This is a genomic window from Kitasatospora sp. NPDC098652, assembly GCF_044760155.1.
Lineage (GTDB): Bacteria > Actinomycetota > Actinomycetes > Streptomycetales > Streptomycetaceae > Kitasatospora.
This window is the reverse complement of the sequence record NZ_JBIWAQ010000004.1, coordinates 55,675-68,148: the sequence shown is the minus strand read 5'-3', so window position 1 is coordinate 68,148 and position 12,474 is coordinate 55,675. Positions and strand designations below refer to the sequence as shown.

9 protein-coding genes are annotated in these 12,474 nt (G+C 73.6%); 7 read left to right on the top strand and 2 right to left on the bottom strand.

Features of this window, described 5'->3' with window-relative positions:
* Complete coding sequence (locus tag ACIQWA_RS11115) at window positions 1–921, bottom strand: hypothetical protein (protein WP_402480965.1); 921 nt, start codon at window positions 919–921, stop codon at window positions 1–3.
* A gap of 318 nt (window positions 922–1,239) precedes the next feature.
* On the opposite strand from ACIQWA_RS11115, the gene ACIQWA_RS11110 reads away from it, so the two are divergent.
* From ACIQWA_RS11110 to ftsY, 6 genes are all read left to right on the top strand, one after another.
* Window positions 1,240–2,577, top strand: a complete 1,338-nt coding sequence (locus ACIQWA_RS11110; protein WP_402480964.1) for a hypothetical protein — start codon at window positions 1,240–1,242, stop codon at window positions 2,575–2,577.
* 147 nt (window positions 2,578–2,724) lie between these two features.
* Window positions 2,725–3,219 carry a winged helix-turn-helix transcriptional regulator gene (locus ACIQWA_RS11105; protein ID WP_402480962.1) on the top strand — a complete coding sequence of 165 codons (495 nt, stop codon included), beginning with the start codon at window positions 2,725–2,727 and terminating at the stop codon, window positions 3,217–3,219.
* 30 nt (window positions 3,220–3,249) lie between these two features.
* On the top strand, window positions 3,250–3,549 hold the full coding sequence (locus ACIQWA_RS11100) for an acylphosphatase (RefSeq protein ID WP_360233122.1): 300 nt from the start codon (window positions 3,250–3,252) through the stop codon (window positions 3,547–3,549).
* A 411-nt stretch (window positions 3,550–3,960) separates the two neighbouring features.
* Window positions 3,961–4,164: a hypothetical protein gene (locus ACIQWA_RS11095; protein ID WP_030243474.1), complete on the top strand. Its 204-nt coding sequence runs from the start codon at window positions 3,961–3,963 to the stop codon at window positions 4,162–4,164.
* Window positions 4,165–4,320: 156 nt separating this feature from the next.
* Window positions 4,321–7,950, top strand: coding sequence for a chromosome segregation protein SMC (smc, locus tag ACIQWA_RS11090; RefSeq protein ID WP_402480959.1), 3,630 nt, complete (start codon window positions 4,321–4,323; stop codon window positions 7,948–7,950).
* 239 nt (window positions 7,951–8,189) lie between these two features.
* On the top strand, window positions 8,190–9,410 hold the full coding sequence (gene ftsY / locus ACIQWA_RS11085) for a signal recognition particle-docking protein FtsY (protein WP_402480957.1): 1,221 nt from the start codon (window positions 8,190–8,192) through the stop codon (window positions 9,408–9,410).
* Window positions 9,411–9,607: 197 nt separating this feature from the next.
* On the opposite strand, the gene ACIQWA_RS11080 is transcribed toward ftsY, so the two are convergent.
* Window positions 9,608–10,285 carry a bifunctional DNA primase/polymerase gene (locus ACIQWA_RS11080; RefSeq protein ID WP_402480954.1) on the bottom strand — a complete coding sequence of 226 codons (678 nt, stop codon included), beginning with the start codon at window positions 10,283–10,285 and terminating at the stop codon, window positions 9,608–9,610.
* A 595-nt stretch (window positions 10,286–10,880) separates the two neighbouring features.
* Here ACIQWA_RS11080 and ACIQWA_RS11075 point away from each other — a divergent pair.
* Entirely contained in the window at window positions 10,881–12,377 is a 1,497-nt protein-coding gene (locus tag ACIQWA_RS11075; RefSeq protein WP_402481589.1) for a hypothetical protein, read from the top strand.
* Window positions 12,378–12,474: the final 97 nt, after the last annotated feature.

The following is a 12,474-nucleotide window of genomic DNA, read 5'->3' as shown; positions in this document are numbered from 1 at the left end:
CTACTTGTGGGCGAGTTCAGGGTGGTCGGCGGGCGTCCCGCCGGGGCTGCCGTGGGTGTCCTGACCGAAGTAGGCGACCCCGACCGCGGAGACCACCGCGAGCAGGAAGCCGGCCACCCCGAGCCAGCCCAGGCCGGCCTTGGAGGAGTCGCCGAGCCAGAGCACGCCGACCGCGCCCGGCAGCACCGTCTCACCGACCACCAGGGCGGCGGTGGCTCCGTTCACCGAGCCGAGCTGCAGCGCCACGGTGTGCACGTACATGCCGCCGAGGCCGCCGACCAGGACCGCGTAGAGCGCCGGGTCGGAGATCAGCCGGACCAGGTCGAAGGGCTCCACGCCGTTCAGGATGCGCACCCCGACGCCCAGCGCGCCGAAGCCGAGGCCGGAGAGCAGACCGGCGACGATCGCTCCCTTGGAGCCCATCCGGCGCACCAGCAGGCTGCCGCCGGCCAGCAGCACGGTGGTGATGATCAGCAGCCCCCAGTGGAAGGCCATCGACGCGTGGTGGCCGCCCTCCGGGCCGGCCGAGACCGCCAGCAGCACCAGGGCCGAGCAGAGCACGCCGATCGAGGCCCACTCCAGCTGCTTGAGCCGGATGCCCAGCAGCTTGATGCTGAGCACCGCGGTGATCACCAGGTTGGCGCTGATGATGGTCTGGGAGAGGAACAGCGGCAGCAGCCGCGCGGCCAGTGCGCCGAGCCCGAAGCCGATCAGGTCGAGCACCGTGCCGGTGATGAACTCCCAGGTCACGGCGGCCTTGGCGGTGGAGGACAGGCTCGGGCCGCCGTGCTCGGTGGTCGAGCCGGCGGAGCCCTTGGCCGCCTCCTCCCGGGCCGAGCGGCGGGATCCGACGGCCTGGAGGACCGAGCCGGTGCCGTAGCAGGCGGATGCCGCCACGGCCGTGACGAGGCCGATGATCACCGAGCGCTCCGATCGGGAGTTGGGTCAAGAAGAGGTAATGGGACCAGCGGTCCGGGAACAGTCTCCCCCGTCGCGCGGTACGGTCGGGACGCCCCCTCGAACGGCGCCGGAGCGGCCTCCGCAGCGCCCCCGGGCCCGCCGGGACGTACGTCCGGCCGCCTCAGGCGGTTCCCGCGCCCCACCCGTCTCGGGGTCGACTGGGGGAAATGTCATCCGTGAGAAGGGGAGCCGCCCCGACGGACGGCGGGGAACCTTGTCGTATCCAGTATGCGAAGGGTATGGCGTGCTCCGCCGCCGGTCACGGTAGCGTCGGGGGTTATGAGAACCCTTGCACGACGTTCCCGGGGCGCCGGGCCACTTGCCCTGGTGGCGGCGCTGCTCGGGCTGCTGCTCATGTTCGCCCCGGCGGCCTCCGCGGCCGGTGGTCTGAGTGACGCCGCGGCCACCCTCAAGAAGGGCCAGGTCTACGTCGCCCCGGCGATGCAGGACCGCTTCAGCCAGGCGCAGGCGGACGCCCTGACCAAGAAGATCGAGAAGGCCGACAAGCCGATCTTCATCGCGGTCGTCCCCGAGGCCGCCAACAAGGCCACCATCGCCACCGACCTGCGCACCCTGGTGGGCATCGACGGCGTCTACGGGGTCTGGCGCGGAAACGAGTTCCAGGCCTACGCCGACCGCGGGGCGATGGCCCCCGGCGTCGCCTCGCGGATCTCGGGCGCCGTTCTGCGCGCCGACAAGGGCGACATCAACGCGACCCTGAACGACTTCGTCGACCAGGCCGCCCCGCAGACCAAGGGCACCGGGGTCAACCACAGCACCTCGATCGCCTGGGTGATCATCCCGGTCCTGCTGGTGGCGCTGGCCGGCGCCGGTGTCTTCTTCCTCTTCCGCCGCGCCAAGAAGCGCAAGGAGGAGCAGGCCCGGGCCGAGCTGGAGCAGCTGCGCCGGGTCGTGGACGAGGACATCACCGCCTTCGGCGTCGAGCTGGAGCGGCTCGACTTCGACCCGCGCGCCGCCGACGCCGACGACGCCCAGCGCACCGACTACAGCCACGCCCTGGACTCGTACGAGAAGTCCAAGCGGCTGATGAACGAGGCCAAGAAGCCGGAGGACGTCAAGCAGGTCACCGAGGCGATCGAGGACGGCCGGTTCCAGCTGGCCACCCTGGCCGCCCGGCGCGAGAAGCGCCCGCTGCCCGAGCGGCGCCCCCCGTGCTTCATGGACCCGCGGCACGGCCCGTCCGTCAAGGACGTCGACTGGGCCCCGGCCGGCGGCTCCGCCCGTGCCGTCCCGGTCTGCCAGGCCGACGCGGACCGGGTGGCGGCCGGCCTCGACCCGGCGGTGCGCACCGTCGACACCGAGCACGGCCCCCAGCCGTACTGGAACGCCGGCCCGGCCTACGCGCCCTACGCGGGCGGCTACTACAGCGGCTTCGGCGGCGGCCTGCTGCCCGGCCTGCTGGTCGGCACCATGCTCGGCTCGATGATGAGCACCCCGGCCTACGCGGCGGCCCCGATGATGGAGGGCGGCCACGGCGGCTACCAGGACCAGCACGAGGGCGGCGACTTCACCGGCGCCGACTTCAACGCCTCCGACTTCAGCGGCGGCGACTGGGGCGGTGGCGGCGACTTCGGCGGCGGTGGCGGGGACTGGTGACCCGCTGATCCGCTGATCCGTCCGCGATCCCCACGGCCCCGCCGGTTCCGACCGGCGGGGCCGTTGGCCGTTCCCGGCAGGGTCGGAGGGTTGCCGAAGGGTTGTCGGAGGGTTTGAGAACGGAACCCGCTGTGGCAGGCTGGCGCTGTGACCCCCGACACCACCGCCCCCGCCGCCGTACCCGGCCGGCCCTGCTCGATGGCCGCGGCGCTCCAGGTGGTCGGGGAGAAGTGGGCGCTGCTGGCGGTGCGCGAGCTGTTCTACGGCAACCACCGCTTCGACCGGATCGCCCGCAACACCGGCGCCCCGCGCGACCGGCTGACCGCGCGGCTGCGGGCGCTGGAGGAGGCCGGGGTGGTCGAGCGCCGCCCGTACAGCGAGCGGCCGCCGCGCTACGAGTACCACCTCACCGAGGCCGGCCGGGACCTCGCCCCGCTCGCCCACGCACTGCGCACCTGGGGCGACCGCTGGCTGCTGCCGGACTCCCCGGTGACCTTCGCCCACGCCCCGGCGGACCACGAGCCGCATCCCTTCGACCCGGCCTGGGTCTGCCGCACCTGCGGCCGGGAGGCCCGCCGCGGCGAACTGCACGCCGAGGTGCACACCCCGGGCTGGTCGGTCGAGGGCCCGGTGGAGCTGTGACCCGCCCCGGGGCCCGTTAGGGTCGGGGGCATGCACGGTCGTGATGCCCACAGTGATGAACCGGTCCGGGTGACCGCCTGGGTCCGGGGGAAGGTCCAGCAGGTCGGGTTCCGCTGGTGGACCAGGGCGCGGGCGCTGGAGATCGGCCTGACCGGCTACGCGAGCAACCTCGGCGACGGCCGGGTGCAGGTGGTGGCCGAGGGTCTGGCCGCCGACTGTGAGGAGTTGCTGGCCCTGCTGCGCGGTCCCGACACGCCCGGCGCGGTGAGCGGGGTGACGGAGATCTGGACCGCCGTCGGCGCAGGTTACGAGGGTTTCGAGATCCGCTGAGCCGTCTCGCGGCAGGGCGCCGCCGTCGCCTCCCGGAAATGATCCGCAACGGTCGGTGTCATACGGTTGCCATTCGGGCAGACTCGTGGTTGACTCCGCATCGAACGATGATCCACGAGCACGTGGTGGACCCGGGCCCGAGACCCCCAGGCGTGACGACACCGCCGGGCAGGTGACAGGGGCGCGGTAGCGTGCGGTGATCGTGTTGACCCTTTCCGTCTTTGGTGAGACGCTTGAAGCCCGCGCACACGATCGCGTTCCCCGGCAGGCGCATGCTCTCGTGAGCCCAGCTCACGGCGCTTGTGTCGTAGTGCCCAGCCAGCACTTCCGGTGCGCGCCGCGCGTGCGTCCCCCTTCCCCCTAGACCTGTACCGTTCCGGTTCGGTCACTCAGCGTGGAGGACCATTCATCATGGCAAAGGCGCTTCTCGGGTACGTCGGCGGCCCCGACCCGCGAATGCTCTCCGAGATGCGACGGCTTCAGCAGCGCGTCCAGGATCTGGAGTCCGAGCTCCTTCGGATGCAGGCTGAGAACGACGCGCTCACCGCTGTCGCTGACGAGCACTCGCTGCTCAACAGCATCGATCTGGACCAGCGGGAGCCGGCTCTGACCTGAGCCCCGCCCCGGTCTCCCAGATCGACGCCGCTGTGCACTGAGCCGCCCCGAAAGGGATGCAGCTTTGCAAGGGACGCCCGGATGTGGCGTCCCTTCGTCGTGTCGGACTCCGGATACAGTCGGTTCCCGTCGTGAGCGAATGAGGGGACCGGCCGCGTGCACCTGAAGAGTCTGACGCTGCGCGGGTTCAAGTCCTTCGCCTCCAGCACCACCCTGCGCTTCGAACCGGGCATCACCTGCGTGGTCGGCCCGAACGGCTCCGGCAAGTCCAACGTGGTGGACGCGCTGTCCTGGGTGATGGGCGAGCAGGGCGCCAAGTCGCTGCGCGGCGGCAAGATGGAGGACGTCATCTTCGCCGGGACCAGCGGGCGCGCCCCGCTGGGCCGCGCCGAGGTCAGCCTCACCATCGACAACACCGACGGCGCCCTGCCGATCGACTACGCCGAGGTGACGATCACCCGGACCATGTTCCGCAACGGCGGCAGCGAGTACGCGCTCAACGGCGAGACCTGCCGCCTGCTGGACATCCAGGAACTGCTGTCCGACTCCGGCATCGGCCGCGAGATGCACGTCATCGTCGGGCAGGGCCAGCTCGACTCCGTCCTGCACGCCGACCCGATGGGCCGGCGCGCCTTCATCGAGGAGGCGGCCGGCGTCCTCAAGCACCGCAAGCGCAAGGAGAAGGCGCTGCGGAAGCTGGACGCGATGCAGGCCAACCTCAACCGGGTCCAGGACCTGGTCGCCGAACTGCGCCGCCAGCTCGGCCCGCTCGGCAAGCAGGCCAGGGTCGCCCGCCGGGCCGCCGGCATCCAGGCCGACCTGCGCGACGCCCGGCTGCGGCTGCTCGCCGACGACCTGTTGGCCCTGCGCCGGGCCGTCGAGGCCGAGGTCGCCGACGAACTGGCCCTGCGGCTGCGCCGGACCACCGTCGAACAGGAACTGGCCCGCGCGGTGCAGCGCGAACGCGTCCTGGAGGCGCAGGTCCAGCAGCTCGGGCCGGGCCTGGAGGCCGCCCGGCAGACCTGGTACCGGCTCTCCGCGCTCGCCGAACGCACCCGCGGCACGATCGGGCTGGCCGAGGCCCGGGCCCGGCACGCCGTCGCCGGGGGCACGGCCGAGGAACGGCGCGGCCGGGACCCGGAGGAGCTGGAACGGGAGGCCCAGCGGGTCCGCGAGGAGGAGGCCGCGCTCGCCGAGGCGCTGGAGGAGGCCCAGTACGCGCTGGCCGAGGCGGTCGAGCACAAGGGCGAACTGGAGCGCGCGCTGGCGGACGAGGAACGCCGGCTGCGGGACGCCGCCCGGGCCATCGCCGACCGCCGGGAGGGCCTGGCCCGGCTCCAGGGACAGGCCGCGGCCGCCCGCTCCCGGGCCGGTTCGGCCCAGGCCGAGCTCGGCCGGCTCGTCGAGGCCCGGGACGAGGCCCTGCTGCGTGCCGAGGCCGCCCAGGGCGAACTGGAGGAGCTCCAGCAGCAGGTGGACGGCTCGGCCGCCGAGGACGGACGGGCCGAGGACGACTACCAACGGGCCCGGGCCGGGCTGGCCGAGGTCGAACGGGAGCTGGCGGCGGCCCGGGACGCGGCCGCCGCCGCCGAACGCGAGCGGGCCGCGCTGACCGCGCGGCACGAGGCGCTCTCGCTCGGGCTGCGCCGCAAGGACGGCACCGGCGCGCTGCTGGACGCGGGGGAGCGGCTGACCGGTGTGCTCGGCCCGGCCGCCGCGCTGCTGCGGATCGAGCCCGGCTTCGAGGTGCCGCTCGCCGCCGCGCTCGGGGCGGCCGCCGACGCGGTCGTGGTCGACTCGCCCGGCGCCGCCGCCGGGGCGCTGCGGCTGCTGCGCGCCCAGGACGCCGGGCGGGCCGCACTGTTGGTCGCCGGGGCCGCGGAACTGCCGCCGGCCGACGGCGAGTTGCCCGAAGGAGCCCGCTGGGCCGCCGAACTGGTCAGTGGCCCGGCCGAGTTGATCGCCGCCGTGCACAACCGGCTGGCCGGGGTGGCCGTGGTCGCCGACCTGGACCGGGCACTGCGGCTGATCGCCGAACGCCCCGAACTGTCCGCCGTCACCGCCGAGGGCGACCGGCTGGGCGCCGGCTTCGCCCAGGGCGGCTCCGCCGGCGCGCCCAGCGAACTGGAGACCCGGGCGGCGGTGGACCGGGCCGCCCGGGCGATCGCGGAACTCGACCTGCGCTGCGCCGACTCGGCCGGGCGGCTGGCCGAACTCACCGAACTGCGAGGGGAGTCGGCCGCCGAACTGGAGCGGCTCGGCGAACTGCGACGCCGGGCCGAGCAGGAACGGGCCCGGGTGGCGGGCTCGCTCGGCCGGCTCGGCGGGCAGGCCCGGGCCGCCGCCGGGGAGGCCGAACGGCTCTCGGCCGCCGCCGCGCGGGCCGACCAGGGCCTGGCCGAACTGCTCGCCACCGCCGAGGAACTGGCCGAACGGCTGGCCGTCGCCGAGGAGTCGGCGGACGCGGGGGAGGACGAGCCGGACCGGGCCGAGCAGCAGCGGCTCACCGAGGCCGCCTCGGCCGCCCGGCAGTCCGAACTGGAGGCCCGGCTCTCGGTGCGCACCCACGAGGAGCGGGTCCGCGCCCTGGCCGGCCGGGCCGACCAGCTGGACCGGGCCGCCCGCGCCGAGCGCGAGGCGCGCGCCCGGGCCGCCGAGCGCCGTCGGCGCGCCGAGCACGACGCCCGGGTGGCGAACGCCGTCGCGGCGGGCGCCCGGCAGCTGCTCGCCTGCCTGGAGGTCTCGCTGGCCCGCGCGGACGCCGGGCGCGCGGCCGTCGAGCAGGCGCTCGCCGAGCGGGAGCGCGAGCTCCGGGAGCACCGCGAACACGGGCGCGGGCTCAAGGAGGAGCTGGACAAGCTGGTCGACGCCGGGCACCGGGACGAGGTGCTGCGGGCCGAGAAGCGGCTGCGGATCGAGCAGTTGGAGGCCCGCGCGCTGGAGGAGTTCGGCATCGACGGCGGCGAGCTGCTGGCCTCGTACGGGCCGGACCGGCCCGTCCCGCCCTCGGCGGCGGCGGACGGGCAGGAGCAGGGGGAGCCGGGGGAGCCGTACCCGTACGTCCGGGCCGAGCAGGAGAAGCGGCTCCGGGCCGCCGAGAAGGCGTACCAGCAGCTGGGCAAGGTCAACCCGCTGGCGCTGGAGGAGTTCGCCGCGCTGGAGGAGCGCCACAAGTTCCTCGGCGAGCAGCTGGACGACCTCAAGCGCGGTCGGCGGGACCTGCTGGACATCGTCCGGGACGTGGACCAGCGGGTCGAGCAGCTGTTCAGCTCCGCCTACCACGACACCGCCGCCCAGTTCGAGGGCGTCTTCGCCCGGCTCTTCCCGGGGGGCGAGGGGCGGCTGGTGCTGACCGACCCGGACAACATGCTCACCACCGGGGTCGAGGTGGAGGCCCGTCCGCCCGGCAAGAAGGTCAAGCGGCTGTCGCTGCTGTCCGGCGGCGAGCGCTCGCTGACCGCGGTGGCCCTGCTGGTGGCGATCTTCAAGGCGCGGCCCAGCCCGTTCTACGTGATGGACGAGGTGGAGGCGGCGCTGGACGAGACCAATCTGCGCCGGCTGGTCGGGATCATGGAGGAGCTGCGGGAGAGCTCCCAGCTGATCGTGATCACGCACCAGAAGCTCACGATGGAGTCCGCCGACGCGCTCTACGGCGTGACGATGAAGGGCGACGGCATCTCGCAGGTGATCAGCCAGCGGCTGCGCGAGGAGCATCGGAGGCGCAGGACGCCTGCGGTGCTGCCTCGGCAGCAGGTGGAGGCGATTGCCCCCGGGCCGACGGACTGATTCGTCGACCTGTGCCTGGGCAGCTGCCCTAGGCGGAACCCATCACGGATACTGGACGGGTTGTGACTCCTCCCCCTCGCATGCGAGGGGGCTTCTCACTCAGCCGTTGGACGACCTCGTGACGGCCAAGCCCTGACCGGTGCCGAGCGGCACACTGGTCAGCGTAGGGGAGGCGGGGGCGCGCATGCGTCAGTGACCGAAGGATCACTCTATCGGGGGAACTAGTAAAGGAGCTTGATTTGGAATACGTGATCCTCGCGGTCGTCATCGCCGTGATCGCCGTCGGTGCGGTCGCGGGCCTCGTCGTTTCCGGCAGACGACGCCGGCAACTGCCCCCCCAGTCGCAGGCGCCGGTCATCACGGCGCCCAAGACCACCCCGCAGGAGCCGCAGGTCGGCGAGGAGGCCGCGCCGCCCCGCGAGGAGCCGCGCCGCACCGTCGAGGAGGTGCAGCTCCCGGCCGAGGCGGAGACCGCCGAGGCCGCCGGGACCGTCGAGGTCGAGGAGGCCGAGGCCGCCCCGGCGATCGAGGTCCCCGAGCCCACCGCCGGCCGGCTGGTCCGGCTGCGCTCCCGGCTCTCCCGCTCGCAGAACTCGCTGGGCAAGGGCCTGCTCTCGCTGCTCTCCCGTGAGCACCTGGACGAGGACACCTGGGAGGAGATCGAGGAGACCCTGCTCACCGCGGACGTGGGCGTCGCCCCGACCCAGGAGCTGGTCGAGCGGCTGCGCACCCGGGTGAAGGTGCTCGGCACCCGCAGCCCCGAGGAGCTGCGCGGCCTGCTGCGCGAGGAGCTGGTCGAGCTGGTCGGCAAGGACGCCGACCGCACCGTCCGCTCCACCAAGCACGAGGAGGGCCCGGCCGTGGTCCTGGTCGTCGGCGTCAACGGCGTCGGCAAGACCACCACCACCGGCAAGCTGGCGCGTGTCCTGGTCGCCGACGGCCGTACCGTGGTGCTCGGTGCGGCGGACACCTTCCGCGCCGCCGCCGCGGACCAGCTGCAGACCTGGGGCGAGCGGGTCGGCGCGCGCACCGTGCGCGGCCCGGAGGGCGGCGACCCGGCCTCGATCGCGTTCGACGCGGTCAAGGAGGGCATCGCCGAGGGCGTCGACACCGTGCTGATCGACACCGCCGGCCGGCTGCACACCAAGACCGGCCTGATGGACGAGCTGGGCAAGGTCAAGCGGGTCGTCGAGAAGCACGGCCCGGTGGACGAGGTGCTGCTGGTGCTTGACGCCACCACCGGTCAGAACGGGCTGATCCAGGCCCGGGTGTTCGCCGAGGTGGTGGACATCACCGGCATCGTGCTGACCAAGCTGGACGGCACCGCCAAGGGCGGCATCGTGGTCGCGGTCCAGCGCGAGCTGGGCGTGCCGGTCAAGCTGATCGGTCTGGGCGAGGGCGCGGACGACCTGGCGCCGTTCGAGCCGGGTGCGTTCGTGGACGCGCTGATCGGGGACTGACCGGGACTTCCGCGTCGGTCGGGGTCCGCTCCTTCGGGGGCGGGCCCTTTCGCGTGCCCGGGGAGGGCCGCCGTCCCGAGCCGAAGGGGCGCGCCGGTGCCGAAAGGGAGAAGCGACCAGCGAGGTACGAGCGGCGGAGCGCCGACCGTCGGGCACCGGATCAGAGCGTCCCGGAGGCGAGCGGGCGATTCACGGTGTCACGAGGCGATCCAGGCGGGCTCGGCGGTGCGCTCGCGGCTGCGGTGGCAGGCGTACGCGAGGGTGCCGAGCAGCAGCCGGGCCTCGGGCGGGCAGCCGGCGTTGTCGCGGGTGGGGCGGCGCAGCCAGCGGACCGGGCCGAGCTCGCCGAGCACGGTGGGCGGGGCGGCGACGTAGCTGCCCTCGCCGTGGCAGGTGAGGTCGAGCGCGGCGTCGTCCCAGCCCATCCGGTACAGCAGGTCGGGCAGCCGGCGGGCGGTGCCGGCGGAGACCAGGAACTGGAGCCGGCCGGTGGGCGGGGCCAGCACCGGGCCGACCTGGGTGCCCATCCGCTCCAGCCGGACCAGGGCCTGGAGGCCGGCCTGCTCGGGGACGTCCAGCACGTCGAAGGCGCGGCCGGTGGGGAACAGCACCGAGCCCTCGGCGTCGGCGGCGTCGGCCCGCCCGGTGGTGCCGGGCACGGGGTGCAGGCCGGGGGCGGCGCAGCGCCGGGAGCCGCAGGGACAGCGGGTCGGGGCGGTGGCGCCGGCGGCCGGTTCACCGGTGGCGACGGTCCAGCCCCAGCGGCCGGTGTACTCCGCGGCGGCCCGGGACGCGGTGACCTTGGTGCGGCGGCGCGCGCCCAGCGGTGCCAGCCGCAGGTGCCCCAGTCGAAGTTCGCCGAACAGGTTGTCCATGCCTCCCCCAACAGGTTCTGGTAGCCGATGGTTACGGGATGGTGACTGTGTGTTGATTGTCCGTTGCGTGGTGCGTGGTGCGGTGGCGGCGCGCAGCGCTTGGCGTGCGCCTGTTGCGGTGGTGCGCCTCGGGCGCCGCCTTGTGGGGGCGGCGCCGATGCCGGATCGTCGTGTGCGCGGGACGGTTGCCGTCCCGAGTGGGCGCCGAACTCGCCTGGGACTGCGATGGATTGCGGGGTCTGCCGGGTCTGCCGGGGTTGGCCGGGGGACTTGGCGGCCCGCATATGCCGGACCGTCGCGACTACCCAGTCAAGCGTGTGCCCCTGGGCTTCGGTTCACTCCTGGGGGTGGCGAAAGGTGGCGTTTCGCCAGGGCCGCTCCCGCGGGTACCTCGCGGGGCACTACGTTCAGCACACGGACGTCGTCGAAGCGCCTGCTCCGAGCCGTCGGGGAACGGGAGTTGGGAATCTGACGGACCGTCCGCAACGATGGCACACCAGTACGACGAGCGGTACCGCGAGGGCAGCACGAGCGGCATCGCGACACCTCAGGCACGGCACGTCTGGCAAGAGCCCGCAACCGTCGGGCGGTCACGATCGGGGGCCCCGCAGGGGCCGGGCGGGATGGGGACGTTCCCATGGCAGAGAAGCAACCCAACGAGAAGCTGACCACGTGGTTCGCCCGCAGCGGCTGGTCCAAGGGCGAGTTGGCCCGCCAGGTCAACCGCCGGGCCCGGCAGATCGGCGCCCACCACGTGTCCACCGACACCTCCCGGGTGCGCCGCTGGCTCGACGGTGAACAGCCGCGCGAGCCGATCCCCAAGATCATGTCCGAGCTGTTCTCGGAGCGCTTCGGCTCGGTGGTCTCGGTCGAGGACCTCGGCCTGCGCGCCGCCATCCCGGTCTCCACCGTCGGCGGCGGCGTCGACCTGCCGTGGAGCGCCCCGCAGACCGTCCAGCTGATCAGCGACTACTCCCGCAGCGACCTGATGCTCAACCGCCGGGGCTTCCTCGGCACCTCCCTCGCGCTGACCGCCGGCGCCGCGCTGATCGAGCCGATGCAGCGCTGGCTCGCGCCCGGCCCGACCGGCGTCCCCACCCCGATCCTCACCGCGGCCAACGGCGGCGAGGCGTTCACCGGCCGGCTCTCCGAGCCGGAGCTGGAACTGCTGGAGCAGACCACGGTCATGTTCCGCCAGTGGGACGCCCAGAACGGCGGCGGGCTGCGCCGCAAGGCCGTGGTCGGCCAACTCCACGAGGTCACCGACCTGCTGCAGGAGACGTACAACGAGGCCACCACCAAGCGGCTGTTCCGGCTCACCGCCGAACTCGCCCACCTGGCCGGGTGGATGTCGTACGACGTCGGGATGCACCCGAGCGCGCAGAAGTACTACGTGCTGGCGCTGCACGCGGCCAAGGAGGCCGGCGACCGCCCGTTCGGCGCGCTGATCCTCACCGACATGAGCCGCCAGATGATCCACCTCAACCGGGGCGAGGACGCCCTGGAGCTGATCCACCTGGCGCAGTACGGCAGCCGGGACACCGCCACCCCGCGCCAGCAGTCCCTGCTGTACGCGATGGAGGCGCGCGCCTACGCCACCATCGGCGAGGTGAACCGCTGCGCCCGGGCGATCCGGCTGTCCGAGGACACCTTCACCGACATCCGCGACGGTGACGGCGACCCGGACTGGCTGAAGTTCTTCTCGCCGGCCGAGCTGAACGCCGAGAACGCCCACTCCTACCGTGACCTCGCGTACCACTCGGACAACGCCCAGCTGTACGCCTCGCTGTCGGCGCCGGTGATGGAGCGCGCGGTCGACCTGTTCCGGCAGGACGACGACCACGTGCGGTCGTACGCCTTCAACCTGATCGGCATGGCCAGCGTGCACCTGCTGCAGCGGGAGGCCGAGGAGGCGGCGCGGTACGCCGAGCAGGCGGTGGACATCGCGACCAAGGTGCGCTCGGAGCGGCTGAACTCCCGGGTCCGCAAGACCACGGAGGCCGCGGCGGCCCGGTTCCAGGGCGTGGACGCGGTGAGCCGGCTCCAGGAGCGGGTAGTCCAGGACATCCCGGAGTTCGTCTCGGTGGTCTGAGCGACTCCGGAGGGCTCCACCGACCGTGACGGCCGCCGCCGTCACGGTCGGTGGCACGTCGGGGGCGGCCCGGTGGGGTCCGGCGCTCCGGCCCGGG

Bases quoted from the DNA above. Each gene is read 5' to 3' on its own strand.
- ACIQWA_RS11110 (WP_402480964.1), top strand. From the start codon at position 1,240: ATGAGAACCCTTGCACGACGTTCCCGGGGCGCCGGGCCACTTGCCCTG.
- ACIQWA_RS11100 (WP_360233122.1), top strand. From the start codon at position 3,250: ATGCACGGTCGTGATGCCCACAGTGATGAACCGGTCCGGGTGACCGCC.
- ACIQWA_RS11095 (WP_030243474.1), top strand. From the start codon at position 3,961: ATGGCAAAGGCGCTTCTCGGGTACGTCGGCGGCCCCGACCCGCGAATG.
- ACIQWA_RS11080 (WP_402480954.1), bottom strand. From the start codon at position 10,285: ATGGACAACCTGTTCGGCGAACTTCGACTGGGGCACCTGCGGCTGGCA.